This is a genomic window from Mariniradius saccharolyticus AK6 (assembly GCF_000330725.2).
GTDB lineage: Bacteria > Bacteroidota > Bacteroidia > Cytophagales > Cyclobacteriaceae > Mariniradius > Mariniradius saccharolyticus.
In genome coordinates this window covers 1-26,563 of the sequence record NZ_AMZY02000032.1, presented here as the reverse complement: position 1 = coordinate 26,563, position 26,563 = coordinate 1, and the positions used below count along the sequence as shown (strand labels likewise).

The following is a 26,563-nucleotide window of genomic DNA, read 5'->3' as shown; positions in this document are numbered from 1 at the left end:
ATGCTATAACAAAAAAAGGATGCCAGCGTCGGCACCCTTTTGGATTTTCTTTTCTCAAATTTTATCAAATCCAAGATATGGGATCAAAACCTCAGGCATCTTGATACCAGCTTCGGTTTGGTTGTTTTCCAAGATCGCAGCCACAATTCGCGGCAAGGCGAGTGCGGAACCGTTCAATGTATGCGCCAATTGGGTCTTTTTGTCAGCATTTCTGTATCGCAGTTTCAGGCGGTTGGCTTGGTAGGATTCAAAATTGCTCACGGAACTCACTTCCAGCCATCTTTCTTGTGCGGCAGAAAACACTTCCATGTCATACGTCAATGCGGAAGTGAATCCCATATCCCCGCCACAAAGCCTAAGTACCCTGTATGGAAGTTCGAGCTTTTGCAGAAGACCCTGTACGTAAAGACTCATCTCTTCGAGGGCTTGGTAAGACACCTCAGGATGGGAAATATGTACGATCTCCACTTTGTCAAATTGGTGGAGCCGATTGAGACCACGAACGTGTGCACCCCAGCTTCCTGCTTCGCGTCTGAAACAAGGGGTGTAACCCACGTTTTTGATCGGAAAATCGGATTCGTTCAAAATCGCATCCCGGTAGATATTGGTGATGGGTACCTCTGCCGTTGGAATGAGGAACAATCTGTCCACCGTCGCCTCATACATTTGGCCTTCCTTATCGGGAAGTTGCCCGGTTCCGTAGCCGGAATCTTCATTGACCAAAATCGGCGGTTGGATTTCGGTGTATCCAGCTTTCAGGGCTTCATCCAAAAAGAAATTGATCAAAGCCCGCTGCAGCCTTGCCCCTTTGCCTTTGTAGACAGGGAAACCAGCTCCCGTGATCTTTACCCCAAGCTCAAAATCGATGATGTCAAGCTTTTTGATCAATTCCCAATGGGGAAGTTTCCCTTCCGGAAGAGTTGGTATCGTACCATTTTGCAAAACAATCTCATTGTCCTCGGCAGATTTCCCAAAAGGAACTGAAACGTGGGGGACGTTGGGAATCGTGTAAAGCAACTGCTTCAGGGATTCCTCGATTTGGGCAAAGGATTCCTCTAAGGTTTTGATTTGTTCCTTGATTTCCGTTGTTCTTGCCTTGATTTGCTCGACCTCTGCATTCTTGCCTTCCTTCATCAGCATACCAATTTGCTTGGAAATGGCGTTGGACTCAGCCTGAAGGGTATCGCGTTGGTTTTGGGTGTCTTTGCGGCTTTGGTCCAGTTCAAGGACTTTTGCCAAAATAGACTCGGCGTTGGGAAGATTTCGCTTTTTCAGTCCAGTAAGGACGGTATCGTAATTCTCCCGAATGGTATTGACAAGTAACATGGTGTTTTTGACAGGAAATAATTGGCTGCAAAGATAAGGATGTTGGCAAAATCCCTTTGCCAGCGGAGCGATATTATCGGGGTTATTGGATGAGGATGCTCTTTTGGACGCTCGAGAAAGGCCCGTCAAATACTTTTCCGTCTTGCTTTCGAAGTTCGAGTTGGATAACATGTTCCCCTTTCGGCAAATTGGAAATGGATAGTGGCACCATGTCACTCATCTCAAATTCCTGCGAACCTAATTTCACCACCACTTTCAGTTGGTCCATCAGCATATCCCCACCAATCACCAAAAAATCGACAATTACATTTTCTCCTTCTGCATACGCTTGGTTGTTTCGGGGAAGATTCAGTGCGATATAGGGTTCTGCGGAGTAGGGAAAGGGTCGGGAATTTCCCACCAAAAAATCACGATCTACATAATTTCCAAATTCTTTCAGACAAAGCCCCTGCGAATCCACCAAATAAGCAACGGTACGATAGGTTCCTTCTTTGAATTCCAGTTGGAAGATCGGGGAATGGTGCCCCACCGGGTCGGCACCGTTGGTAATCAGAAACAACTGTGGATGGCTTGGTTCCTCGCCAAAGGGATAATTCTTGATATTGAATTCAAATGGGATTCTACCCGGGCTGAAAGTTTGGTTGCTCAGCGGTGCGTACATTTCGATAATGGCGTCGGGGAATTCATTGGATTCTTCCATTATGGAAAAACCGATCGATGAATTGGCCACCGCCAGAGAATCCTCTGCCGTACCGGATACAACGATTTCATCTTTAGCCGTTTGCGTCCCACAACCTGCCATAAGGAGCAAACATCCGCAATAACACCAGAACAGGCTTTTTTTCATATCCATACCGCCAGACCACTAATTTTTTTAAATTTGGATAATTATATCCAGATACAAAAATCAAAAATCAGTTGATGAAAGAGATTTTATTCGATGAAATCCCCTCTTTGGACTTGGCGGACTTCACTTCCGGCAGTCCAGAAAAGAAGGCGGCCTTTGTAAGGAAATTGGGCGAAGCGTACAACAACATCGGTTTCGTGGCCATCAAGAATCATGGCCTCGGCCAAGAGCTTCAAGACAAGCTATACGCCAGCATCAAGAAGTTTTTTGCGCTTCCCGACGAAGTAAAGGCAAAATACGAGCGACCTACGATTGGTTTCCAAAGGGGTTATACCGGAAAAGGCAAAGAGCATGCAAAAGGTAGGAATACCGGCGACCTGAAGGAGTTTTACCATGTAGGACAGGAACTTTCCACCATTCCCGATTCCGATCCAGTCAAGGAAGAATACCCCGCCAATGTGTGGCCTGAGGAAGTGCCGGAATTCAAAGATATCGCCAACGAGGCTTATAGAACCCTGGAAAATGCGGGGAGAAATATGCTGAAGGCCATTGCGCTGTATCTGGGTTTGGATGAAAACTATTTTGAAGACAAAGTCGCCTACGGCAATTCCATCCTGCGGGAAATCCATTACTTCCCAATCGAGAATCCGGATTCTGTCCCTGCGGATGCTGTACGTGCTGCCGAACATGGCGATATCAACCTGATCACCCTGTTGATGGGAGCGAGTGCGGATGGACTGCAGGTTTTGAGAAAAGACGGAAAATGGATCCCCATCACTGCACTTCCAGATCAACTCGTGGTCAATGTGGGCGATATGCTGGACCGGTTGACCAATAAGAAACTCAAGTCAACCATCCACCGGGTGGTAAACCCGCCGCGGGAATTGATGCACACGAGCAGGTATTCGATTCCTTTTTTCATGCATCCACGGTCTGAAATGGACCTTACCTGCCTCGATTCCTGTGTCGATGAGCAAAACCCCAAGCAGTTTGAAGACGCGACGGCGGGGGAATTTTTGGAAGAGCGTTTGCGGGAATTGGGTTTAAGGAAATAGCAGGTGTCGGTCCGGAAAGTCAGATATTACCTCTACCTCAAGGACGTACTCTTGCTTTCCCTGACGAGTTTTGGTGGCCCGCAAGCCTTTCTCGCCATGGTACTGGAAACCATGGTGAGAAAGCGGGGCTATATCCGCGAACAGGAGCTTTGGGAACTCAACGCCTTATGCCAAATCCTTCCAGGACCGACTTCCACCCAAACGATTTCCGCAATTGGCTATCGGATTGGTGGGGCCAACTTGGCATATCTCTCCCTTTTTGTTTGGATTTTGCCCGCAACGCTCATCATGATCGGGGCGGCTTTTTTGATTGATTTCCTACAAATGAATACCCCAGGCGCGCTGACGTTTTCGAAGTTCATCCAGCCCATGGCAATAGGGTTTATCATCTTTGCCGCCCAAAAGACAATATTCAAGATGGTGAAGACAACCGAGGCATCTGTGCTGATGATGTTTTCGGTGTTCATTTCATTTTTCTACAATTCGCCTTTCATTTTCCCCTTATTGCTGGTGGTGGGAGGAGTCACTACTTCATTAAAATATCGTAATCTTCCCAAGGAATCCGCAGACAGAAAGCTGGTGATCAAGTGGGCGAATTTTTACTTGTGGGCCGGAATATTGCTAGTCGCGGCGGTACTGGGTGCCGTTAGCCAATTCCGCGGGGTGATTTTGTTTGAGAACTTTTATCGAAACGGCAGCTTGATATTCGGGGGAGGTCAGGTCTTGATTCCCTATTTGTACACGGAATTTGTCGAGTTCAAAAAGTTTCTGAGTTCACAGGAGTTTTTGACGGGATATGCCTTGTCGCAAGGTATCCCGGGGCCGACATTCAGCATCGCATCCTATATCGGGGCGCTTTCGATGCGGGAGGATGGGTTGGTAGGCATGCTGACAGGTGGACTCGTCGCTGCAGCGGGCATATTTCTTCCCGGAACGTTCCTGATATTTTTTGTGATAAGGTTTTGGGATCAGGTAAAAAAGCACCGTCCGGTCAAGGCGGCCTTGGAGGGAATCAATGCAGTCAGCTGCGGGATGTTGGTGGCGGCTGCGTTCTTGTTGTTTGAGCCCTTGGACTCCAATCTTTTCAATATCGCCGCGATCTTGGGCACCTATTTGCTCCTCCAGTTTACAAAGCTGTCGTCCCCTTTGATTATTGGGATCGGGATCCTGGCTGGGGTGATTTACCAATGGGTGGTCATGGGTGTTTTTCAGTAGCTGAATTTTGATGCATTGGCCAGAGCGCAGGAAAACAAAAAAGCCCCTGTTTCTGACAAGGGCTTCTCGTTAGATATTTCGGTTGGGCTTATTGTCTTTCCAAGACCACTTTTTCCTTGAATTTCTTGATTTGCCTTCTCAGCGCTTCTACGGCTTCATCCGCAGCAGCCTCAAAAGAGTCACTTTGCTGCTTTGCAAAAAGTGTTTTGCCTGGAACATTCATTTTTATCTCCACAATCTTGTTTGCGTTTTTTTCATTTTTATCCAATCTCATAAAAACTTCACCGTCAATGATGCGATCAAAGAATGTATCAAGTTTGTCTGCCTTCTTCTGGATAAAGGAGATCAACTTCTGATCTGCATCGAAGTGGATGGAGTGCATTTGCAGTTTCATAACATTAATGGTTTTAAGTTGAACAATTATTAAGCTTTAGGATGTGCTTGTTCAAACACAGCCTTGAGTTTTTCCATGGAATTGTGTGTGTACACCTGGGTGGCGGCGAGATTGGCATGGCCCAACAAATCTTTCACAGCGTTGAGGTCTGCCCCTTTGTTGAGTAGGTGAGTAGCGAAAGTGTGCCTCAACAGGTGGGGGCTTCTTTTGGTAGTCTGAGCAAAAAGATCCAAATACTGCCTCACGATACGGTAAATCTTCATGGGATACGCCTGCTCTTTGTCGTTAGTAACGATAAAATAGTCATTTTCGTCTGTAATCGAAAACGATTCGTGGAATACTTTTCGATACGAAATAATATTCAGTTTTAGGCTCTTGGAAATGGGAATTATCCTTTCTTTTTTCCTTTTTCCAAAAACTTTTACTGCGTCTTGGTGAAGGTCAATATCCCGCCACCTGAGTTCTATCAGTTCGGACAGGCGCACACCTGTCAGATAAAGAAACTCCATCACCATGCGGTCCCGCTGCCCGTCAAAGTCGGCGGGGTAGTGCATCTCTTCGAGGATTTTGCCGATGGTATCTTCTTGGACAAATTCAGGTAACCTTTTTGGGGTTTTCAGGGAGCGAATTTTATAGGTCGGGTCTTGGGTGATTTCTCCTGAGCGCATCAGGAATTTGTAAAAGGAGCGTAGCGTAGCGATCTTTCGGTTGACGGAACTGGGATTCAGGCCCTGTTCGACCAAGTCAATCACCCAAGCGCGAATCGTGCTATGGTCGGTTTTTGCGATATCCTCCTGCTCAAAGGATAGCCTGCTAAACTCCTCGAACTGCTCCAGATCCTTGCGGTAGGCAATAATGGTATGCCGGCTTGTCCGCTTTTCAAACTCGAGGTGATTGATAAATGATTCGACCATATGTGAAAGGTGCGCTGTGGTCAAGTTAGCGAATTTTCGATCTAGTAGGAACCTTGTCGGGGTAATTTGCCAAAAGTGTTGATATCAAGAAGTAGGCAAAAAAGAAACGCACCTATCCTTAGATAGATGCGTCTTCAAATTTTATGGGAAGTATTGGATTACTTCATTTCTTCCTGCTGCATTTTTTGTCTGTAGGCAGCCCGGATGACTTCTTCTCTTCTTCTTACAGAAGGCTTCACGAAATGTTGTCTCGCGCGAAGTTCTCTTACGGCACCAGTTTTATCAAATTTCTTTTTGAAACGCTTCAGCGCCTTCTCGATTGATTCGTTTTCTTTTACGTTGACAATGATCATGTGTATACACCTCCTTTCAGGGCAGCAAAGGTAGAATTATTTTTTGACTACCCAAAAATCATTCAGAAAAACTTCAGACAGGTTCCGATAGAAAAAAGAAAGCCCAAACCGTTTGGCTTGGGCTTATAATTCCATCGTATGGAATTCTTATTCAATCACGCGCTCAGCGAGCAAGACGATTTTGTTATCTTTTACTTCCACAACTCCTCCTTCTACCACGTGGCTTTTTTTCCCTTCTTTGGTCGTATAGGATACGTTCCCTTTGCCCAAAGCGGAGACCAAGGCTGCGTGGTTTTTCAGCACTTGGAAGGAACCGTTTGCTCCAGGAAATGTAGCCTCGGTTACTTCCCCTTCAAATACTTTCTGGTCGGGTGTGACGATAGTCAGATTTATCATTTCGTTTTAGGTTTGTAGGCCCGAGTGGGCCTTCGCACTGTTTATTTTACTTCGGCGAGCATTTTTTCACCTTTGGCAATCGCATCTTCTATGGTTCCCACCAAGTTGAAAGCAGCCTCAGGCAAGTGGTCCAACTCACCATCCATGATCATGTTGAAGCCGCGGATGGTATCTTTGATATCGACCAACACCCCTTTCAAGCCTGTAAAGGCCTCGGCCACGTGGAAAGGCTGGGAAAGGAATCTCTGTACTCTTCTTGCTCTTGAAACCACAAGCTTGTCATCTTCAGAGAGTTCTTCCATACCCAAGATGGCAATGATGTCCTGAAGCTCTTTGTAGCGCTGCAGAATTTCCTTCACGCGCTGTGCGCAGTTGTAGTGTTCGTCACCCAAGATAGCCGGGCTCAAAATCCTGGAAGTTGAGTCCAAAGGATCCACAGCGGGATAGATACCCAACTCCGCGATTTTACGGGACAATACGGTCGTCGCATCCAAGTGGGCGAAAGTCGTAGCTGGCGCAGGGTCAGTCAAGTCATCCGCAGGAACGTAAACCGCTTGTACGGAGGTAATGGAACCGTTTTTGGTAGAAGTGATACGTTCTTGCATGGAACCCATCTCAGTAGCCAAAGTTGGCTGGTAACCTACTGCAGAAGGCATCCTTCCCAAAAGCGCGGATACTTCGGAGCCAGCTTGGGTGAATCTGAAGATATTGTCAATGAAGAAAAGGATGTCTCGTCCAGCACCTTCACCATCACCATCCCTGTAATATTCCGCAAGTGTCAAACCTGTCAAAGCAACCCTGGCACGGGCACCAGGAGGCTCATTCATCTGTCCGAAAACAAATGTCGCCTTGGATTCTTCCAGGGATTTCAAGTCAACTTTTGAAAGATCCCAACCTCCCTCTGTTTCCAAAGAATGGAGGAATTCCTCACCGTAGGTAACGATCCCTGATTCGATCATTTCGCGAAGGAGGTCATTTCCCTCACGGGTTCTTTCTCCCACTCCCGCGAACACGGATAGACCGGAATATGCTTTTGCAATATTGTTGATCAACTCTTGGATCAAAACGGTCTTGCCTACACCGGCACCACCGAATAGACCGATTTTACCACCTTTTGCATAGGGTTCGATCAAGTCAATTACCTTGATCCCTGTAAACAATACCTCTGTGGCAGTGGAAAGATCCTCAAACTTTGGGGAGGAACGGTGGATCGGAAGCCTTTTGGCAGAAACTACCTCCGGAAGTCCGTCGATAGCCGAGCCAACGACGTTGAAAAGTCTTCCTTTGATCGCATCGCCAGTCGGAACTGAGATCGGTGCACCTAAGTCAGTCACTACCTGACCTCTTACCATTCCCTCGGTTGCGTCCATCGCAATCGTCCTGACTCTGTCTTCACCAAGGTGCTGCTGTACCTCCAAAATCACCTCTAGACCATCTTCTTTGGTGATCTTAAGTGCATCAAGGATATTGGGCAATTTTCCACCTTCGAAGGAAACGTCCACAACGGGGCCGATTACCTGCGTGATCTTTCCAATGTTTGCCATTTTTGAATATTGTATTGTAAAAAGGATTGTTGCTTTGAAATTTGTCGCAAAATTAACCAATAATGGCGAAAACCAAAGGATGTTTGGATTTTTAATCGCCGCGATCATTTGTTTTTCAAAAGCAATCGTGGTCGGATTCCCATCCTTCTTGTTTCTACTGCCTACCTAGGGCTGCTCTCTTTCAAACGATGGTTTTTTTATGATTAGGAATACCTGCCTTTGAATCTTTCCGATTTTGGAAATGCATAGAATCATAAGATTTCTTTTCCGGATTCATAGATTTTTTCAATTAAAATTAATTTGGATTAAATCTAAATAGACTGATATTTGCCTCACTATTTTGAATCAATCTAATTAAATGAAATATATCATCATTGCATTTGCAGCTGTTTTGGTATTTGGATGCCAAGCGAAAAAGACCACGGAAGAAACACCCGAAGTCAGGAAAATGATCACCGCGGGGGGTACCGTAACAGAGATTGTGTATGAATTGGGCTTTGGTGACCAAATCATCGCAACGGATATCACTTCTACCTATCCGACGAAGATGCAGCAATTGCCTTCGATCGGTTACAGAAATCAGATCAAGGCAGAAGGAATGTTGGCCTTGGGACCAAATTTGATTCTCGCGGAAGAAGGATACATGACCCCTGATGTCGTATCACAATTGCAGGCGGCGGGTATCGAAATCAAGTTCTTCGCTAAGCCCACCGACGTAGATGGTACACGAAAGATAATCCAGGAGATAGCCGATTACTTGAAAGTACCTGAAAAGGGTACCGCGCTACTCAGCCAATTGGACAAGGATTTGGCAGAACTCTCTGCTTACTTGAGCGATAAAAGCGATCAACCCTCAATGGCATTTGTAATGGCACGTGGCCAAGAGATGGTTTTCGTGGCGGGCGAGGACACTTTCTCGGCTTCGTTGATGCAATTGGCCGGTATCCGTTCTACCGGCGTTGGCTTCAAGGATTTTGTCCCTTTGACCCCTGAAGCCATTGCCTCTATGAATCCTGATTATCTGCTGTTTTTTGAATCAGGTCTTCAATCAATTGGTGGAAAAGAAGGCGTAAAAAATATCCGCGGAATCGAAAGTACGACTGCATTTCAAAAGGATCAGATCCTGGCCTATGACGGCCTTTACCTATCTGGATTCGGTCCCAGGGTTGGAAAAGCAGCGTTGGAATTGGCAAAAGCAGTTAGAATCAAACCATGACAGTAAATACCATAAGCCAAACTAAAACCGAACTCCAGGCCAAGGTTCTCCTTGGCTTGGGTGTTGGTTTGTTGGTGCTTGCTTTTTTGTCTCTGTCAGTTGGTGCGTTTTCGATTCCACTTGGAAACGTATTATCAATCATTTCCAGTCAGCTTGGTGTGAATTTCGCCGACTTCACCGCCCAGCAATCCAATGTTTTACTCCAAATCCGCTTGCCTCGGCTTTTGTTGGCTATTCTTGTCGGCGGTGGATTGGGGATTACCGGAGCTTCATTGCAGGGATTGTTCAGGAATCCGCTTGTAGAACCCGGCTTGATTGGGGTCAGCACAGGAGGGGCGCTTTTTGCAGTGATTTTCATTGTTTTTGGGGCGTCCATACCAGCTTGGCATTATTTGGGTCCTTTTGCCTTGCCGCTTGCTGCGTTTATTGGTGGGCTACTCAATACCTATATAGTATATCGGATCGCCAGTCAATTTGGCAAGACTGACATATCGCTTTTGATTCTTTCGGGAGTCGCATTGAATGCACTTTCGGGTGCCTTGATTGGATTGGTACTGTTCTATGCCGATGATGCAGCCATCCGCAACTTCACTTTTTGGAGCTTGGGCGATCTTGGCGGTGCCAATTGGACCAAAGTTGGAATCGGATTCCTGCTGATCGTCGGTCCGGTTGTTTTTCTTCTTTCACAATTTAGAAATCTCAATGCGCTAGCGATCGGTGAAAATGAGGCTTTCCACATGGGAGTCGATGTGCAGAAAACAAAAATCATCTTGCTGGTAGCCTCGGCTGTCATCGTAGGAACGGCCGTATCTATGTCGGGGACTATCGGATTTGTGGGTTTGGTTGTACCTCATTTGCTCAGATTGACCTTTGGCGCTGATCACCGCCTGATACTTCCTGGCTCTTTTCTTCTCGGTGCCATTTTGTTGACAGGCGCCGATATCTTGGCGAGGACCATCGTGATGCCTGCCGAAATGCCAATCGGAATCATCACCGCGATTATGGGTGCACCATTCTTTGTTTGGCTTATTCTTCGATTCAAAAAAATCCGCTATTGACGATGCTGCAGGCTCAGGACGTACATTTCTGTATCAAAAACCAGCCGATCATCGATCAAGCATCGGTGAATCTTCGCCCTGGAGAGCTTACTGTATTGGTAGGTCCAAATGGTGCCGGGAAATCTACCCTATTCAAGATTCTGGCAGGTGAAAATCCATGTAAGCATGGTACAGTGCGTTACAATGGTCGAAGCATCCACCAATACAAAACCAAAGAACTCGCCCGCATTCGGGCCGTGATGCCACAGCACTCGGAATTGACCTTTCCTTTCCGGGCAATCGAAGTCGTGGAAATGGGACTTTTTGCCTCAGGCAGTGACCGAAGCGGAGAGATAATCCGGGAAGTGATGGACGCTACAGAAACCTGGCACTTGCGGGAAAAGCTCTACGGCAACCTTTCGGGTGGCGAAAAACAGCGGATCCAATTCGCGCGCGTCTTGGCGCAGGTTTGGGAACCCAAACCTTTTCCCAGGTACATCATGCTCGACGAGCCGGTATCCAGCATGGACATTGCCTTTCAGCACAAAGCCATGAACATCCTTCAATCTGTCAAGGAAAGGAACGTGGCTGTCCTCGTGATTTTGCACGACCTCAATATGACAGCCCACTACGCCGACCGCGTCGTCCTGCTGAAGAAAGGATTGATTTACAAGCAGGGATCGGTTGAAGACACGATTACATCCGAAAACCTGGCTTGGGTATTTGATCATCCCATCCGCGTGATTCCAGGAACTGATTCTGCTGCACCATTTGTACAGACAAACCCCAATTTCATCGAAAAACTTTCCTTAACACTATCTTAATCAAATATGGAAACAGCACTCAACCATTCAACCCAAGAGCTCAGCATGGCTTGGGAAGAACTTAAGAAAACCCAACCTCAATTGAGAATCCGTGACGCTGCCAGGCAGCTTGGTGTATCTGAAGCCGAACTCTTGGTTACCACCATCGGTGAAAAAACCATTCTTCTCGACGGCAATTGGGCGGAGTTATTGGTGGCCTGCAAGAGTTTGGGAAAGGTAATGGCCCTGACTAGAAATGAAGGCTGCGTATTGGAACACAAAGGTACCTTCCAAAAAATCGAACTGCAGGGAGAGGCACCTTATCAAGTGGCCACGGTAATCGGTCCAATTGAACAAAGGGTATTCTTCAGTGCTTGGAAATACGGGTTTGCCGTGATCAACGACACGCCAAGGGGCACGATGAGAAGCTTCCAGTTTTTTGACAAATCAGGGGAAGCAATCATGAAGATTTACCTTCAGGAAAAGAGCAATGTTGAGGTATTTGAAAGCCTGGTAAGCCAATACCGTCATTCCAACCAATCTGAACCGCTCACATTCGTTCCCTTCGACAAGCCCCAATATGCCAAGGAAATCGAAATGGATGCCTTTACCAAAGATTGGGAAAACATAAAGGATACCCATGAATTCTTCGGCTTGCTCCGCAAATATAACGTGCATCGCCTTGATGCCGTGAAGTGGATCGATGACAAATGGGCGCGGCAGGTCGACAGGCTGTCTGCAAGGAAAATCGTAGAAACTGCATCAGCACAGCAGATGCCCATCATGATTTTTGCTGGCAACAAAGGCAATATACAAATCCACCAAGGGAAGGTCCGTACAATTCGCCAAATGGGCAATTGGTTCAACGTGATGGACCCTGATTTCAACATGCACCTCAATGAAGAAGTAATTGCTTCGGCTTATGTGGTGCACAAAAACACAGAGGATGGTTTGGTTTCTTCTCTTGAACTATTTGACCACGAGGGGGAAATGATAGCTCAGTTTTTTGGACTGAGAAAACCCGGATTGCCACAGCTTCCGGCCTGGAAAGAACTGATAGACACCCTATCCTAAGTTTTGGTGGGGACATTCCCCACCAAAAAATTTTCAAATCATGAGTAGAATTAATCTAAATAAAATCAAGCTCCTCCTCTCTTTGCTTTTCTGTACGAGTGCATTTGCATCCGTTCGTGATACGGACAAGAGAATCGTTGATGTGTCCGGGAATCCCATTGCCCATGCCGTAGTCAAATTGGAGGGACAGAAAGCCATCTTTGTCGATGAACTAGGCAATGTGACCGTACAAAACCCATCGGAGAGGATATTCATTTTTGCTTTGGGTTTTGAAAGCCGAGAATTGACCTGGGATGAATGGCTGGCCGAAAAGGAGATCATTCTACAAGAAAAATCAGGAATACTTCATGAGGTAGTCGTCTCAGCCACACGCACGGAGCGGAGTGTCGAGCAACTACCGATGCCCGTGACCGTGCTTGATACTGAGAAGATCACACAAACTGGGGGAATTCGCTTGTCTGAGGTCCTAAGGGAGCAGACCGGCATACAAATTACATCAGACCATGGGTCCGGAATTCAGATGCAGGGGTTGGATTCTGATTACATCCTGATTCTGTTGGACGGAGAGCCGATGATTGGTCGAACGGCGGGCACTTTTGACCTCGATCGGATATCCGTTTCCAATATCGAGCGGATTGAAATACTGCGCGGACCATCCAGTGCCATTTATGGCAGCGAGGCTATGGGTGGAGTTATCAATATCATTACAAAGCCCAGTAAGAACCGAGCGAATTTGGATCTGGGCATGCGGCATCGTTCGTTCAATTCTTGGAATCCCTTTCTGGAATTTGGCGTCGGCAAAAAAAACTGGAGCAGCCAAGTTTTCCTCGACCATTTCAAAACAGACGGCTTTGACTTGACACCCGAAACGGTCGGACAAACCCAAAACCCATACATGGCTTCAACTGGACAGCTAAAAGTAACGGGAACACTTTCAGATAAGTTTAACGTCAGTATATTCGGTAGGGGATACAAAGAAACCTCCCATGGGATTTTGGAAGCCAACGGAAATTCCGGCACCCAGATTCTCGATCTCGCAAACAATAGGACGGATTTCAACCTCAACCCCACCCTTCGATTCAAGCCAAACACGGATTGGACTATTACGCTGCGGGGAATGACCTCCTGGTTTTCCACAAATGCAGTATCGAAGTTTAGAACTTCCAATGGAATCTTTGATTTGCAGGAATTCAACCAGTTTTTCCATCGCACCGAGCTGCAAACCGACTTCATGGCAAATCCAAGGAACCTTGTTTCCCTTGGATTGGGGCAGCAAATCGAAACCGTCGAAGCAACGAGGTACGACGGCTCAAATCGCTTTGATGCTGGGTATGTTTTTGTCCAGCATATTTGGGATCCTCGCGAAAGAATCAACATTGTTACGGGCTTGAGGGCGGATTTTCATAATCAGTTTGGAAGCAGGCTCAGCCCAAAAATCTCCGGACAATACCAAATTTGGGACAATTTCAGTTGGCAGGCATCGATAGGGGCTGGATTCAAGACACCGGATTTCAGACAGCTCTTGTTGAATTTCAACAATGCCGCAGCGGGATACTATGTGTTTGGGGCAAACCTGGCCGCAGAGGGCATTTCAAGACTTCAAGAACAGGGTCTGATTGCCCAAATACTAATCAATCCGGTAACGATTGGCGATCTGAATGCAGAAACCTCAAGAGCGATCAATACCGGATTTCGCTGGAAACCAACGCCGAAAAGCCAAGTACACCTAAATGCCTATCACAATGCAATAGACAACCTGATCGAAACGGCACCAATTGCGCGGCTGGTCACTGGACAAAACGCGTTCTCCTATTTCAATATCCGCAGCGTAGTTACCCAGGGTATCGAAGTCGACGCCCAAATCGATCTTCTTGATAACCTTAGCCTAAGCGCCGGCTATGCTTTTTTGGACGCTAGAGACTTGGAAGTCATCGAACGGATCGATAATGGAGAGATTTTCAAACGAAACGCACAAAACCAGACGCGCAGGGTTACACGCGCGGACTATGGAGGTCTGTTCAATAGAAGCCGCCACAGCGGGAATCTCAAAATCAATTACCAAGAACGGACGTCCGGTGTTGATCTTGCGTTTCGTGCAATTTTCAGAGGCAAGTTTGGCTTTGCCGATCTCAATGGAAACCTGATTCTTGACGATGAGCGGGAATACGCCCCGGGATGGGTGAGCTTCAACCTTACAGCTTCAAAAACATTTGGCAACGGTGTGTTTCTAGAGGCAGGTGGAACGAATCTACTGGACACCGTGACACCCGCCCAGCCCAATAATCCCGGCCGCGTACTCTTCATAGGCATTAAAATTCCAATTCTAAATCTTATAAACTGATAACTAATTATGAAAACAATCCAAAAATTTGCATTTATCCTGGGAGCTGCCACAGTTCTGTTTTCCTGTGATAACGCCGACAACAATTCCCCCGATTTGCCACTCGAGGCGATCTTGGTAGAGGATTTGGCAGCGCCAAACGACCTGATTGACCGAAACACGAACCAAGTGTTGGAAGTGCGGCCTTTTCAATATTTCAGTTTGGAAAAAAACGAGCTTGTAGCCGAAAATGAAGATTGGGACCTGGCATTTAAAGGCACCACGATTCGAGTCAATAACACCAAAAATGTCAACGCTTCGATAGTGACTGGAATTTTTGAAGAGATCAAGGAAGTTCCTGCCTCAGCGACATTTGCGACGGATACCGAAACCAGCTTTGCCATTCCTACCGGCAGTGGAACAGGGTGGTACAATTACAACTCGGCAACATTTACCGTAACTCCAATTCCCGGACGGGTCATTTTGGTCAAGACCACCAAAGGAAATTATGTAAAGATGGAAATCCTGAGCTACTACAAAGGAAATCCTCCTTTGGAACAAATCGATCCAAGAACTACCCCGAGCGCCCATTATACTTTCCGGTACATTTTGCAGCCGAACGGCAGTACGAAGTTTTGAGGATATCTGAATGCAAAAGGGGGCAATAAAATGCACCCTTTTGATTTTTCGCCTAAAAAAAAATCAATTCGGGATATGTCAGTCCAATACCCTTTTCCCAAAAAGGAAAGCCTTTTTCCAATAGGCTTGGGACAAGTTGTCCTCCGTCACGCCCAAGGAGGTGGACGCGTGGATGAAGATGATGTTTCCTTTAGAGGTGTCTGTCACGATGCCGGAGTGTGATACCTGATTTTTCTTTTTCCCGGTAGCAAAAAACAACAAATCTCCTGGCGCCAACTGCTGTTCACCCACTTTTTTACCAACCTTACTTTGGGCCTCGGAGCTTCTTGGCAGGTTGATATTTACGGATTGAAAGGACTGAAATACCAAGGCCGAGCAATCCATTCCCGCCCGTGTCGTACCTCCATAGCGGTAAGGCGTGCCACGGAAACTCCGCGCCGTTTCGATGACCTTGTTGACACGTTGTTGTTGGAGTTTTTTGCTCGAAGAGCAGGAACTGAATGAAATCAAAGAAACCGCGATGATGAAAAAAATTAAGGGGCGTATTTTGGTAAATTCCTGAAAGCTCAAATTCATTACTCGGAAATATTTTCTACTTTCAATAATACATTGTCAGGTCATGCATTCAAAACATATGAAAAAGAAATATTGGTCATTCAAGGCAGAAGCGGTTGCGTTAGGACTCGGTTTGGGCATTTTTGCTTTCGCTTGCCAGCAGGAAAAAATCGAGGAAGAAGTTCCGATTTCGACGGTATTGAAGGATAAAGAGCGCGTATTTCAGGGGATCGACATCAAGGGTGATTCGCTTTTTACCGTTTTGGATTCTGCCGCACTCAATGATCAAATCAAAAAACTCCGGGAGGCGGAATCGCTTTATGCCAAGGAACCGACGCTCCAAAACCTCATTTGGGTTGGGAGAAGACAGGCATACCTCGGACGTCATGACTTGGCAATTCAGACTTTCGGATTGGCTGCGCAAAAATTCCCCGATGCACCCGAACCACTTCGACACCGTGGGCATCGCTTCATCACCACCCGACAGTTTGACAAGGCCGTTTCAGACTTGGAAAAAGCTGCCCAACTGATGGAGGGGCGCCCCTTGGAAGTCGAACAGGACGGAATGCCCAATGCACAAAACATTCCGCTTTCCAATCTCCAATTCAATGTTTGGTACCATTTGGGATTGGCAGAATACCTGCAAGGAAATTATGAAAAAGCCTTGGATGCTTACCAAAAATGCCTTGAGGTATCAGATAATGATGACTCGATTGTGGCGACTTTGGATTGGTACTACATGACCTTGGTGAAGTTGGGGCGCTCCGAGGAAGCTTCCAGCCTGATTCGGGCGACGGACACGGAGAGTATGACTATCATTGAAAACGATGCCTATTTCAAGAGAATGCTGATGTACAAGGGCCTCATTCAGCCCGACTCTTTGCTGAATATTCAGGGAGACATGGCGGACAGCCGCCTACAATACGTGACGCAGGGGTATGGTGTCGGCAATTTTCTTTTGGCACAGGGAGATACGGTAAAGGCCAAATCTATCTTTGACAACGTGATACAAACTGGATATTGGTCGGCTTTTGGGTATATTGCTGCAGAGAAGGAACTGACGCTGTTGAGAGAATGAGTCGAGAGGAATTCACAAATCTTCCCCTGCATAAAAAAATCCAGCTCTTGTATATGGAGGGGACTTTCGTGGTGGCTATTCGGTACTATGGCCACAAGGTGAACCTGTACCTGCTACATGACGAGTACATTGAGGTTTTTTACAACCACAAGTTGGACAAGATTGATCGGATTGATTTTTTGAACACCGCCCATTCGAGGATGAAATTTTACCTCGATCAGATACAGATTTCCATTTAAGCGGAAGCGGCTGCCAGTAGCTTTCTGTGCAGTTCCAAAACCTGTGGAATCAGCAGCTTGTTGTCAGCGTTCTTGATCACAAAATCAGACTTAGGGTTCTTTTCTTCGTCGCTCAGCTGTTTGTCGATGATCTCGTGGATTTGTTTTTCGGTCCGGTGCCGGTCCCGCATCATGACCCGGGTGATGCGTGTTTTAAGCGGGGCGGATACGTTGATGATTTTGTCCAAATCCTGATAGGAACCGCTTTCAAATAAGAGTGCAGCTTCTTTGAGGACATACGGGGCGGTTTGGCTGCCAACCCATTTTTCAAAGTCTTTCTTCACCGCCGGATGGACAAGACCGTTGATAATGGCAACTTTCTGCTCATCCGGGAACACGACCGAAGCCAGATACGCCCGATTCAGGCTGCCATCTGCAGTATAGCTTTCCTCCCCAAAGTTTGAAATGATGGCTTGCTTCAGGTCCGTATCATGTGACATCAGCCATTTTGCCCGGTCATCGGCATAGTAAATGGGAACCCCCAAAATCGAAAAAATCCTACATGCGGTCGATTTTCCGGATCCGATTCCTCCCGTAATACCCACCAAAATCGGCTTACTTGTTTTCATACCGCAGTTTGAGGATTTGTGGGTTAAATTGGATGTTTTCCAAAAATCCCGGCTTTGGGTTGACATCGACCATCAGCGTGCTGTCTTCGCGATCCCGTCGGTTGTAATTCACCACAGCTTCAAATTCATAGTTTTTCAGCTCATCGGCCTTTCTTTCATCGATCAAATAGGTCATGATGATGGTCGATGGTTCATCCACAATCGAAGCATTTCGTGGGAAATTTAGTTTGGTGAGTTTTAGCCGCTTGTTGCCCTCCAGCATCTGGTACACGTCAAAGCGAATATGGACGCTTTCCTCTTCAATGCTCAAAAAATCCTCGAACTCCTTCGGCAATTCCAAGGGAAGGATCTTGTTGAATGATTTGTTGATCTTGTTTTCCCCCAAGTCGATCTTGTACACGCCCTCGAGTTGCTCCAACTTGGATGTCGGCCCCTTGATCGTAATCGAGGCGGGTTCGACGGTAATATTCCCGGCCAGTCGATAGTTCTTGGCGAGCGTTTGTGCGTTGGTATCAATTTCTACTTTGATTTTTCTGGCCACGATCCGGTCAATGTCAAACTTCACGGTATCCGTGACGATCGAGACCAAGTTGCTGGGGGTAATGGACTCGGCCAAGGCCCGCCTGATTTCGGAGGTCAGCAAAAACTGTCTCGAAGACGGGTTTTCCATTTCGATTCGGAAGGGTGTTTCGTTGATTTTGAAATACTTCCGCAGCAAATCCCAGCCGTTGCCGTTGATTTCTACTTTGATGCGCTCCGGCAGGGTGGTGACAGGCATGAACTCTTCCTCGTCGTAGGAGAATTCAATGGGGAAGTCGACTACCGTAGTGTAATTATCTTTATTGAGGGCATTTAAAACCCAAAAAGTGGCGGCTGCGAGGAAACACAGCAACGCCACTTTAAGGTTTGCAATCTTTTGTGGATTGAGATTGCCAAAAATTTTAGGAAACTTGGCCAAATTCTGAGTTATTTAGTCCCAGTTGCTCTTTTGGTGAAGTCAGCGGAAATCGCCGATTTTTCGACCACTATTTTTAATCCTTTATCCAATTCCAAGGTGAGTGTTTCTCCCTCCACAGCATAGACTTTTCCGTGGATTCCGCCAATAGTGACTACAGAGTCACCTTTTTTGATGGCTTCCAAGAATAATTTGGTCTCTTTTTGCTTTTTCTGCTGCGGCCTGATCATGAAGAAGTACATGATCAAGATGATGGATCCAAAGAGAAACACCTGACCCATGATGCCGGACATTCCCCCGGCTTGTAGCAAAATCCAGTTATTCATAGATTATTTCTTTACTGGACCGAGTTGGTTTGGTGCCGCGCTGGCTGTTTTTGCGTTTACAGTGCCTTTCATCCTCAATCTGGTGACGTTAGGGCTGGTGTTGGCTTGGATAGTAACCGTAGGTGCTTGAGCTCCAGCCTTAGCAGCGGAGTTGAAGACCACTTTTACAAAACCTTCTTCACCTGGCTTGACGGGAGTCTTGGTCCAGTCAGGGCTGGTACAGCCGCAAGAAGCCGTGATGTTGGAAATCACCAATGGAGCTTGGCCATCATTGGTGAATTTGAAGAGGTGCTCGACCACTTTTCCCTCTTCGATGGTACCGAAGTCGTATTCCATTTCGGAGAATTTGAAGGCGCCGAGGGTAGAAGGGTCAGCTTCTTCCACGGTTGCTACATTGGTAGGAACAGGATTGGCTGCTTCCAATCTGGCAAGTTTTTGTTCGAGTTCGGCAATTTTTGCTGCTTGGTCGTCTTTTTTCGTTTCGCAGCTTGCAGCCATCAGGACTAGGCCGAGGGCTACGGCGGATAGGTGAAGGTATTTCATTTTTCTTAAAGGGTTAATTTGCTTCTCTATTGATTTGTTCTATCAGTTTGTTGACATCACTCAGCAGGTTTTCTGCTTTGTTTTTGGCTTCGGAGATCACTTTGTTCCCCTCAGACTTTGCCTCATTGAAGGGCATGTTTTTGCCATCCATGAGATCATTGATCATTTTTTCCAGCTCTTCCTTGTATTTGGAGAGTTGGTAGGAAAGCTTGTCCCGTGTGTTTTTTCCTGTATCAGGCGCATAGAGGACGCCCAAGACGGCTCCCGCCGTGGCTCCTACCAAAAATGCGATCCATGCGTTTGAATTTTTGCTCATGACTAAGTTCGTTTTATTTGTTGTCCAATAAACCCCTACCGCTCTTACGGATTTCACCCGATTCGGTTAATTCTTTGGCCAAAACGTCCAACAGCCCGTTGACAAACTGCTTGCTTTTGGGTGTGCTGTAGGTTTTTGAGATGTCAATATACTCGTTGATGCTCACTTTGACTGGTATGCTCGGGAAATTCTTCATCTCCGTGATGGCCATCGAAATGATGATTTTGTCAGTTTGGGCGACCCGTTCAATGTCCCAATTTTGGGTTTTCTTGGCAATCAACGCTTTGTTTGCCTCATCGTTTTGGACCGACAAGTTAAAGATATTTCGGAAAAATTCCTTGTCTTCCTCCCAGTTGATGGCAATCTCTGGCAGTACTTCGCCCTCAGTATCATAATGTTCCAATACGTTTTTGAGCACTTTTGCCGCCAAACTCCGCACAATGGATTTGTTTTCCGTCCAGTTGAAATCCTTCTCCGAAAAGAAGTTCAAGATCGCATCCACTTTGAAAATCACCTTTTTTAGGATGGCATCGGCTATTTCAAAGTCTTCTTCCAAAGTCGGTGCGGACAACTTGATATAGTTTTGATATTCTTCCAATGGCTTCACATAACTGTGGTACCATTCCCCGATCTCCAGTTCCAGGTCGTTGAGATTAACATGGTTTCTGGCTATTGCACTATTGTATTCGTGTGAATCGGAAATCTTTTGGAGGATTTTATTGGCGGAAAGATTCAGTTCCGGAGTGGTTGTGATTTGCCTTTCTGCGCTCAGTTTCCTTTTCCGCTCGTTTTCATCCCGGACGTATCTTCCAAATGCGATCAGCATTTCGATCGCACTCAGGTAAAGTTGGGGAATGCGCTCGGCAGAGGAAATCATGTTTTTTGCCAAAAACTCAAAATCCTTCTTGTTGGCTTGGTGGAAAAAGTCGATCGCCTTTTTGGTCTCCTCGACGATCTTCTTGGTGTGATGTTCCTGCGTGGCAAGCGTGTCGCTGTACAGGTTTTTCAGAAAAAGATCCATGGCCAATCCTGACTGTCGCCTAAGTGCACGCTTGTCCTGCACCTCCATGCTGTTCAGGTCGGGTTGAAAAGCCTCCTGGATTTGATCCTTTGCCAGGTTTAGGTTGGAAGCTTTGCACTGTTCGTAGGCATAAAGGTTTTGAAAAGCTTTGACCCGGAGAATTCTTCTGTTTAGCATACTGATTTAAAAGAACGCAAATATAATTCAATTTGAACTAGGAATTCCAAAAGGATTTCCCTTCGACTCCTAGGATACAAAAAACCACCTGAAACAGTTCCAAGCGGGTGCCCAGGTGGTTTTTGATTTATTTTAAACGGTATGGAAAGAAAAATCACTCTCCCCTTTATTTCGAAAGCCCAAGTCCCAAATTTCAGCCTTCGTACTTCTAACTTCTACATTCCAGTTCTGTACCTCTAACTTCGTACTTCTTACTTCGTACTTAATAAGGCATTTTCACCTTGCCCATTGCCTCTATCCTGCTCCAAGCCATTTCGATGGCCGCTTGTTGGGCGGGGATTCGGTCTTTTTCGGATTTATCCAAGATCGCGGTGCAGATGTCGTAGATTTTTTCCGCATGGCGATAAGTGAGCTCACGGTTGTACCCGCCGATGTATTCGTTGTACACGTTGATAAGTCCGCCTGCGTTGATTAGGAAATCCGGAGCATATGTGATTCCTTTTTCCATCAGGATCTTGCCGTGCTTTTGTTCGTCCTGCAACTGGTTGTTGGCGGCGCCCGCGATGATCTTGCACTTCAGCCTATCGATGGTTTGGTCATTGACGGTCGCACCCAAGGCACAGGGCGCATAGATGTCCATTTCCAAGTCGTACACGACATTGGCATCGACCACAGTGGCACCAGTCTCCTTGGCTACTTTCTGCAACTTGTCTTCGAAAATGTCGGTAATGTATACCGTAGCATTTTCTTTTACCAAATATTCCACGAGGTATTTACCCACTTGGCCAATGCCTTGAACAGCGATTTTTTTACCTTCCAAGCTATCGGATCCATATACTTTTTTGGCTGCAGCCTTCATACCCAGGTAGGTTCCGTAGGCTGTCACGGGTGAAGGATCTCCTCCGCCACCTTTGACTTCGGGAAGTCCCGTCACATATTTGGTCTCCATTGCGATATACTCCATATCGCTGGTTTTCATATTGACGTCTTCTGCGGTAATATAGCGTCCACCAAGGGAATTGATGAAGCGGCCAAACCTTCGGAGAAATGCCTCGTTTTTCAACTTTGGATCTCCGATGATCACGGCTTTTCCACCGCCGAGATTGAGGCCAGAAATGGCAGCTTTAAAAGTCATCCCCCGCGAAAGCCGGAGTACGTCCGTGATGGCTTCTGCTTCGGAAGCGTAGTTCCACATCCGGGTTCCGCCCAAGGCCGGTCCCAGCACCGTGTTGTGAATACCAATAAGCGCCTTGAGACCGGTTGGTTCGTCGTAACAGATCACCAATTGCTCGTGGCCAAGGGAAGTTATCTGTCCATAGATGGAACCTTCCCTCACTTTTTCCTCGGTTTTAATCTCTACCATGTGAACTCAGATGGGTTTAATGTGTTATATTTGGGATTACGGTTTAGAATGTTTGTTTCGAAATTATCTTTCTTGAACAGCCATTTTCTATGCAATTAATGGAGTATTATAAAACTTATCAAGCATTTAAAAGTTTTTTATTTCGTGAAACCCCTTTGGCGCCTCAATAAATATCTCGTAAAATACAAGGGTTACCTGCTTTTGGGAATTTTATTTACCATCATTTCCAATGTTTTTGTAATTATCCCCGCCCAGTTGGTGCGAATTGCCATAGATTATGTGGTGGACAGTTTTTCGCTGTACCAGGGATTTGCTGAGGCGGATTTGGCCGGGATAGCACGTTCGGGTTTCCTGAGGATTGTTGTGATTTTCGGGGTGTTGATTCTTGGAATGGCCTTGTTGAGGGGCTTTTTTCTCTTCCTCATCCGACAAACCATCATCATCATGTCAAGGCTCATCGAGTATGACATGAAAAACGAGCTTTTCGAACATTACCAAAAACTTCCGCTCAGTTTCTACCGCCGTACCAGCACAGGAGATCTCATGGCGCGTATTTCGGAGGATGTCGGACTTGTCAGAATGTACCTCGGCCCCGCCATCATGTACGGTATCAACCTCTTAGTCCTCTTTCCAATGGTGATTGGCTACATGCTTACGGTCAATGTGGAGCTCACCATCTATTCCCTGCTGCCGCTTCCGATCCTTTCGGTCAGCATTTATTATGTCAACAACATGATCAATGAGCGCTCGGAAAAGATCCAAAAAAGCCTTTCCAGCCTCAGTACTTTCGTCCAAGAGGCCTTTTCCGGTATTCGGGTGCTGAAGGCATTTGTGCGGGAGGAGGATAGCGCCAAGGAGTTTGCAAAGTCAAGTGTCGACTACAAGGAAAAATCTATCCGGCTGACCAAAGTGGAGGCGCTGTTCTTTCCCTTGATTCTGGCATTGATCGGCTTGAGTACCATACTGACCGTCTACATCGGTGGAAGACAGGTGATTGCAGGCGAAATCGGATATGGTGTCATTGCCGAGTTTATCCTGTATGTCAACATCCTCACCTGGCCGGTTACTTCCCTCGGTTGGGTAACAAGTATTATCCAAAGGGCCGCGGCTTCACAAACACGGATCAATGAGTTCTTGGACGAGAAAAATCACATCGTAAGTACCGAAAATCTCCAAACCGAAATCCAAGGTGCTATCGAAATGCGGGAAGTAGATTTCGTCTACCCGGACTCTGGAATCAGGGCTTTGGACAAGGTGAGCTTTAAAATCAATGCCGGCCAATCCATGGCAATCATCGGTACGACAGGTTCGGGAAAATCCACCCTCGCCAACCTTCTCATGCGGATGTATGATACCACAGGAGGCGAAATCCTACTCGACGGCGTCGATATCAAAAAGTACGATTTGGCATTCCTGCGCAAGAATATCGGGTTTGTGCCCCAAGATGTTTTCCTCTTCTCGGATACGATTGCCAATAACATTGCTTTTGGGATGGACGAGACCTCGATGGATATCGTCGAAAAGGCCGCCAAGGATGCGGATGTTTATGACAACATTGTAGAGTTTCCGCAGGGATTCCAAACGAGACTCGGCGAGCGTGGCATCACATTATCCGGTGGTCAAAAACAGCGGGTTTCCATCGCGAGGGCGATTGCCAAAGAGCCGAAAATCCTTCTCTTGGACGATTGCCTCTCCGCCGTCGACACCAAGACCGAAAACGCGATTCTCAATGCCCTAAAGGTAATCATGGTCGATCGGACGTCGATCATCATTTCCCACCGAGTTTCTTCCGCGAAGTTGGCGGACAAAATTATCGTCCTCGACGACGGTCGCATTGTGGAACACGGTACCCACGAACAACTGCTTGCGAAGAAAGGCGTATACGCTGAGCTCTACGAAAAACAGACCCAATCTGCGGAAGCTATAGAGGAATAGATTTATTCCCGGTTTTTGGAAAACAACTCAAAGCCAATTTTTTGGGGATTGCCCATGCTTGAAGTGTGTTCGAGCTTTTGGTGGTAGGTGATCAACATGATGTCCTGGAATGCAGGAGCCAGGAGGTCATTGTCCAAGGCCGCTACCGTGAGGAGTTCCACCAAGGTTCTGAGTTTTTCCTGAGTCATGGGATTCTCCTCCAAATCGGGAAAGCTGTAGACGATTTTCCGATCCCCTTCGATATAAAACTTGTTTTCCCGATTGAGCAGAATCCGACAAATCAAATAACCGGGGTCGTCCAACCTGCCATAGGTGATCGTATCTGCCAGAAAGTTGTAGATCAAAATCTGCCCAAAAAACCGCAACGTGACGTCTTCTTTCAGGTATTTGGATTTGCTGATGTAGGTCTCGTCGGGAAGGCGGACAGTATTGCTTTGGAGAATAAAGATCAACACATCCGCACCAATCCGGAAGATAAACTCGTACTCGTTGATCCTTTCCACCTTGATCGGGATGTCCTTGGCATCAGCATTTTTCAGGTCGAGGCTTAGTTGTTGGCAAATCGCAAAGCAATCATCGAAAACCTTTTGGGTTTCCTCCAACAAATTCAACTTGAGTTTGGTGGTGGTTTGTAGCTTTTCTAGTATCTTGGAAATCATGAGAATACCTTGTTTAACATTAACTTTTCAGGAAAATGACAGAGAAAAAAACCGGATTTGAAGAAGTAGAATCCATACTCCAACAGATAGGAGCCAAGATAGAAGAATTAATCGAAAAAGGGACAGAAGCGGGCGGTGAAGCCAAGGAGGAAATCGAGAAAAAGATCTCTGAATTGAAGGAAAAGAAGACCACACTAGAAGATGAATTCCAGAAGGGCAAGGAACGCCTGACGAAATTTTACGAGGAAAAGAAAGAAGAAATGGAACCCAACCTCAGTGAATCCAAGGAGCACTTCAAGGAAGGATTCCACCAAATCATGGAAGGCATCAAGACCCTACTCAATCGCAAGTAGGCTATTGAAGCTGTTGGGTAATCGCCCCAGTCAGCTTGTTCTTCAAAATCAGTTTGACGTCCCCATTAGGCAGGATTTCCTGTTTGATCAACCAATGATCCGCGTCATGTTCCCTGAAATGGGAACCCGCATTGCCCGGCGCTTCACCACGCCAATCCTCAAGCAATACGGGTTCCCATTGTTTGCTTTTGGCAGAGAGAAATGCGGCATCCAAAATCGCATTGACCACATAGCCGTCGTAGAAAGTCTCCCGTGGTTCTGTACCTTTTTCCAGTGCATCAAACATATCCGTAAACATATGCGGATAACCCAATTCATGTGCTTCATCTCCGACAGGGAAAAGCCAACCCGAGTTGCTCTCTGATTTTTCGGCGACATAGCTCGCGCCTAGGCCGGTGGTGAACATCTCGAAACCCGTACGCAGGAAACTGTTCAGCCAAATGGTGCCCTCTGTCCCCATCACTTCGTCCCGAAGGTCCATGCCGCCACGAAACGTCCAACTTACCTCAAACTGCCCAATGGCCCCATTCGCAAATCGCACAAGTCCTATGGCATGGTCCTCGGCATCGATCGGATGGACTTGGGTATCCGCCCAGCACATGACTTCCATGGGCTTGTGTTGCTTGCCGATAAAGTTTCGGCTTATTTCCACGCAGTGGCAACCCAGGTCGATGATCGCGCCACCGCCTGAGAATTCCTTGTTCCAAAACCAATCACTGTGCGGGCCAGGATGTGCTTCCCGCGATTTGGTCCAAAGGATGCGACCCAGATTTCCCTGTTCGACGCTCTTAACGGCCTTCAGGAATTTGGGGGTATAGCAGAGATCTTCCAAATAACCTGCAAAAACGCCTGCCGATTCAACCGCGTCCAACATGGCTTTAGCCTCTTCTGCATTTCTGCCAAGTGGCTTGGTGCAAAGTACCGGTTTACCCGCCTTGGCACTCGCCAAAACCGCCTCGAGGTGTTGGTGGTTAGGCAAAGCGATCAGGACCACATCGGTATCCGGATGGTTGATTGCCTCTTCCATATTGTCTGTGTACCCATCCAACTGATAATCTTCACAAAAACGCTTTGCATTGGCCAAGGTGCGGGAATAAACCCGGTGGATGCGGTCTACACGGCGCTGCGCATGGAGCGAGTCGGCATAAAACCGGGCAATAAAGCCCGAACCTAACATGGTTATTTTCATGGGGGAGTTGGTTAATGGTTAATAGTCCAGAGTCGATAGACCATGGTCCATAGCGGGGGTTATTGATTATTAGTTATTGGTCAATTGTGTGTGCCTAAAATAGGTTGACGGTT

Annotated in this window: 29 protein-coding genes; 12 read left to right on the top strand and 17 right to left on the bottom strand. The window is 46.7% G+C overall.

Annotated features, from left to right (window positions below):
- Positions 1–54: 54 nt before the first annotated feature.
- Both serS and C943_RS21090 read right to left on the bottom strand, forming a co-directional pair.
- Positions 55–1,326 (bottom strand): serine--tRNA ligase, encoded by a 1,272-nt coding sequence (gene serS / locus C943_RS21095; RefSeq protein ID WP_008632138.1) that lies wholly within the window; start codon positions 1,324–1,326, stop codon positions 55–57.
- A gap of 82 nt (positions 1,327–1,408) precedes the next feature.
- Positions 1,409–2,179, bottom strand: a complete 771-nt coding sequence (locus C943_RS21090; RefSeq protein WP_157198637.1) for a hypothetical protein — start codon at positions 2,177–2,179, stop codon at positions 1,409–1,411.
- A 68-nt stretch (positions 2,180–2,247) separates the two neighbouring features.
- On the opposite strand from C943_RS21090, the gene C943_RS21085 reads away from it, so the two are divergent.
- Both C943_RS21085 and chrA read left to right on the top strand, forming a co-directional pair.
- Entirely contained in the window at positions 2,248–3,228 is a 981-nt protein-coding gene (locus C943_RS21085) for an isopenicillin N synthase family dioxygenase (protein WP_008632134.1), read from the top strand.
- A 3-nt stretch (positions 3,229–3,231) separates the two neighbouring features.
- Positions 3,232–4,443, top strand: a complete 1,212-nt coding sequence (gene chrA / locus C943_RS21080) for a chromate efflux transporter (protein ID WP_008632132.1) — start codon at positions 3,232–3,234, stop codon at positions 4,441–4,443.
- An 88-nt stretch (positions 4,444–4,531) separates the two neighbouring features.
- Here the strand turns inward: chrA and hpf are convergent, their stop codons facing one another.
- The 5 genes from hpf to atpD form a co-directional block, all read right to left on the bottom strand.
- Positions 4,532–4,837, bottom strand: a complete 306-nt coding sequence (gene hpf, locus C943_RS21075) for a ribosome hibernation-promoting factor, HPF/YfiA family (protein WP_008632130.1) — start codon at positions 4,835–4,837, stop codon at positions 4,532–4,534.
- Between the two features lie 29 nt (positions 4,838–4,866).
- A complete protein-coding gene (locus C943_RS21070; RefSeq protein WP_040481761.1) occupies positions 4,867–5,751 on the bottom strand; it encodes a tyrosine-type recombinase/integrase in 885 nt (294 codons plus the stop codon).
- Between the two features lie 158 nt (positions 5,752–5,909).
- Positions 5,910–6,104 (bottom strand): 30S ribosomal protein S21, encoded by a 195-nt coding sequence (gene rpsU, locus C943_RS21065; RefSeq protein WP_008632127.1) that lies wholly within the window; start codon positions 6,102–6,104, stop codon positions 5,910–5,912.
- A 147-nt stretch (positions 6,105–6,251) separates the two neighbouring features.
- Positions 6,252–6,500 carry an ATP synthase F1 subunit epsilon gene (atpC, locus tag C943_RS21060; RefSeq protein WP_008632125.1) on the bottom strand — a complete coding sequence of 83 codons (249 nt, stop codon included), beginning with the start codon at positions 6,498–6,500 and terminating at the stop codon, positions 6,252–6,254.
- A gap of 41 nt (positions 6,501–6,541) precedes the next feature.
- Entirely contained in the window at positions 6,542–8,044 is a 1,503-nt protein-coding gene (gene atpD / locus C943_RS21055; protein WP_040481773.1) for a F0F1 ATP synthase subunit beta, read from the bottom strand.
- A 358-nt stretch (positions 8,045–8,402) separates the two neighbouring features.
- Here atpD and C943_RS21050 point away from each other — a divergent pair, with 358 nt between their 5' ends.
- Genes C943_RS21050 through C943_RS21025 form a run of 6 tightly spaced genes read left to right on the top strand, consistent with a single transcriptional unit; the run spans position 8,403 to position 15,133 of the window.
- Positions 8,403–9,260 (top strand): heme/hemin ABC transporter substrate-binding protein, encoded by an 858-nt coding sequence (locus tag C943_RS21050; protein ID WP_008632117.1) that lies wholly within the window; start codon positions 8,403–8,405, stop codon positions 9,258–9,260.
- Entirely contained in the window at positions 9,257–10,318 is a 1,062-nt protein-coding gene (locus C943_RS21045) for a FecCD family ABC transporter permease (protein ID WP_008632109.1), read from the top strand. The genes C943_RS21050 and C943_RS21045 overlap by 4 nt, the downstream gene beginning before the upstream one ends.
- A gap of 2 nt (positions 10,319–10,320) precedes the next feature.
- Positions 10,321–11,121, top strand: a complete 801-nt coding sequence (locus tag C943_RS21040) for a heme ABC transporter ATP-binding protein (RefSeq protein ID WP_040481770.1) — start codon at positions 10,321–10,323, stop codon at positions 11,119–11,121.
- A 6-nt stretch (positions 11,122–11,127) separates the two neighbouring features.
- On the top strand, positions 11,128–12,174 hold the full coding sequence (locus C943_RS21035; RefSeq protein ID WP_040481758.1) for a hemin-degrading factor: 1,047 nt from the start codon (positions 11,128–11,130) through the stop codon (positions 12,172–12,174).
- Positions 12,175–12,214: 40 nt separating this feature from the next.
- Positions 12,215–14,515, top strand: coding sequence for a TonB-dependent receptor plug domain-containing protein (locus C943_RS21030; protein ID WP_008632101.1), 2,301 nt, complete (start codon positions 12,215–12,217; stop codon positions 14,513–14,515).
- Between the two features lie 9 nt (positions 14,516–14,524).
- The gene (locus C943_RS21025) at positions 14,525–15,133 is read left to right on the top strand and encodes an HmuY family protein (protein ID WP_008632099.1); all 609 of its coding nucleotides are present in this window, start codon (positions 14,525–14,527) and stop codon (positions 15,131–15,133) included.
- A gap of 78 nt (positions 15,134–15,211) precedes the next feature.
- Here the strand turns inward: C943_RS21025 and C943_RS21020 are convergent, their stop codons facing one another.
- A complete protein-coding gene (locus tag C943_RS21020) occupies positions 15,212–15,709 on the bottom strand; it encodes a C40 family peptidase (protein ID WP_008632097.1) in 498 nt (165 codons plus the stop codon).
- A gap of 58 nt (positions 15,710–15,767) precedes the next feature.
- On the opposite strand from C943_RS21020, the gene C943_RS21015 reads away from it, so the two are divergent.
- Together C943_RS21015 and C943_RS21010 are read left to right on the top strand one after the other, a co-directional pair.
- Positions 15,768–16,766 carry a tetratricopeptide repeat protein gene (locus C943_RS21015; protein WP_008632095.1) on the top strand — a complete coding sequence of 333 codons (999 nt, stop codon included), beginning with the start codon at positions 15,768–15,770 and terminating at the stop codon, positions 16,764–16,766.
- Positions 16,763–17,005 carry a hypothetical protein gene (locus C943_RS21010; RefSeq protein WP_040481755.1) on the top strand — a complete coding sequence of 81 codons (243 nt, stop codon included), beginning with the start codon at positions 16,763–16,765 and terminating at the stop codon, positions 17,003–17,005. Before C943_RS21015 ends, C943_RS21010 begins: the two co-directional genes overlap by 4 nt.
- Here C943_RS21010 and coaE read toward each other — a convergent pair.
- The 7 genes from coaE to C943_RS20975 form a co-directional block, all read right to left on the bottom strand.
- Positions 17,002–17,613 (bottom strand): dephospho-CoA kinase, encoded by a 612-nt coding sequence (gene coaE, locus C943_RS21005; RefSeq protein ID WP_008632091.1) that lies wholly within the window; start codon positions 17,611–17,613, stop codon positions 17,002–17,004. The genes C943_RS21010 and coaE overlap by 4 nt on opposite strands.
- On the bottom strand, positions 17,600–18,511 hold the full coding sequence (locus C943_RS21000; RefSeq protein WP_245545579.1) for a YbbR-like domain-containing protein: 912 nt from the start codon (positions 18,509–18,511) through the stop codon (positions 17,600–17,602). The genes coaE and C943_RS21000 overlap by 14 nt, the downstream gene beginning before the upstream one ends.
- 68 nt (positions 18,512–18,579) lie before the next feature.
- Positions 18,580–18,894 (bottom strand): preprotein translocase subunit YajC, encoded by a 315-nt coding sequence (yajC, locus tag C943_RS20995; RefSeq protein ID WP_008632086.1) that lies wholly within the window; start codon positions 18,892–18,894, stop codon positions 18,580–18,582.
- A gap of 3 nt (positions 18,895–18,897) precedes the next feature.
- Entirely contained in the window at positions 18,898–19,437 is a 540-nt protein-coding gene (locus C943_RS20990) for a DUF1573 domain-containing protein (RefSeq protein ID WP_008632072.1), read from the bottom strand.
- Positions 19,438–19,450: 13 nt separating this feature from the next.
- Positions 19,451–19,753, bottom strand: a complete 303-nt coding sequence (locus C943_RS20985; protein WP_008632064.1) for a YtxH domain-containing protein — start codon at positions 19,751–19,753, stop codon at positions 19,451–19,453.
- A 13-nt stretch (positions 19,754–19,766) separates the two neighbouring features.
- Entirely contained in the window at positions 19,767–20,951 is a 1,185-nt protein-coding gene (gene nusB, locus C943_RS20980; RefSeq protein ID WP_008632062.1) for a transcription antitermination factor NusB, read from the bottom strand.
- A 262-nt stretch (positions 20,952–21,213) separates the two neighbouring features.
- Positions 21,214–22,314: a Glu/Leu/Phe/Val family dehydrogenase gene (locus tag C943_RS20975; protein ID WP_008632060.1), complete on the bottom strand. Its 1,101-nt coding sequence runs from the start codon at positions 22,312–22,314 to the stop codon at positions 21,214–21,216.
- Positions 22,315–22,458: 144 nt separating this feature from the next.
- On the opposite strand from C943_RS20975, the gene C943_RS20970 reads away from it, so the two are divergent.
- A complete protein-coding gene (locus C943_RS20970; protein WP_008632059.1) occupies positions 22,459–24,249 on the top strand; it encodes an ABC transporter ATP-binding protein in 1,791 nt (596 codons plus the stop codon).
- 2 nt (positions 24,250–24,251) lie between these two features.
- Here the strand turns inward: C943_RS20970 and C943_RS20965 are convergent, their stop codons facing one another.
- Positions 24,252–24,908: a hypothetical protein gene (locus C943_RS20965; protein WP_008632056.1), complete on the bottom strand. Its 657-nt coding sequence runs from the start codon at positions 24,906–24,908 to the stop codon at positions 24,252–24,254.
- 35 nt (positions 24,909–24,943) lie between these two features.
- Between C943_RS20965 and C943_RS20960 the strand changes: the two genes are divergently transcribed.
- Positions 24,944–25,261 carry a hypothetical protein gene (locus C943_RS20960; RefSeq protein WP_008632054.1) on the top strand — a complete coding sequence of 106 codons (318 nt, stop codon included), beginning with the start codon at positions 24,944–24,946 and terminating at the stop codon, positions 25,259–25,261.
- A gap of 1 nt (position 25,262) precedes the next feature.
- Here the strand turns inward: C943_RS20960 and C943_RS20955 are convergent, their stop codons facing one another.
- On the bottom strand, positions 25,263–26,450 hold the full coding sequence (locus C943_RS20955; RefSeq protein ID WP_040481753.1) for a Gfo/Idh/MocA family protein: 1,188 nt from the start codon (positions 26,448–26,450) through the stop codon (positions 25,263–25,265).
- Positions 26,451–26,563 lie beyond the last annotated feature (113 nt).